Origin of the sequence: Gemmiger formicilis, from assembly GCF_016901605.1 — a bacterium.
GTDB lineage: Bacteria > Bacillota > Clostridia > Oscillospirales > Ruminococcaceae > Gemmiger > Gemmiger formicilis_B.
Map to the genome: position 1 here is coordinate 1 of NZ_JACJKP010000431.1, position 482 is coordinate 482.

Annotated in this window: 1 protein-coding gene; it reads left to right on the forward strand. The window is 55.4% G+C overall.

Going from position 1 to position 482, the window contains the following annotated elements; all coding sequences use genetic code 11:
* A partial coding sequence (locus tag H6B10_RS15290) for an HD domain-containing protein (protein WP_204652339.1) occupies positions 1-482 on the forward strand: 482 nt, incomplete at both ends.

Genomic DNA, 482 nt, shown 5'->3' on the forward strand with positions numbered 1-482 from the left:
CACGCCGGACGGGTTTCCGCGCTGGCCAGTGAAATTCTTCTCACCCTTGGGTATGATGCCCGCACCGCGGAGTTGGCCGCAATTGCCGGTTGGATGCATGACATCGGAAACATTGTGAATCGTCACGACCACGCCCAAAGCGGCGCCATTATGGCATTTCGGATATTGGATAAAATGGGGGCCGCTCCTGACGAGGTCGCCACCGTAATCACGGCAATCGGCAATCATGACGAAGGGACGGCCTACCCGGTCAATGCCGTAGCCGCCGCGCTGATTCTGGCAGACAAAACCGATGTGCGAACCAACCGCGTACGGAACCAGGACCCCAGTACGTTTGATATTCATGACCGGGTAAATTACGCTGTCAAGGAAAGCCAGGTACAAGTCAGCGACGGGACGATTCTCTTGCGTCTGCGCATTGATACATCGTCCTGCGCGTTGATGGATTATTTTGAGATTTTTCTCGACCGTATGCGCCTGTG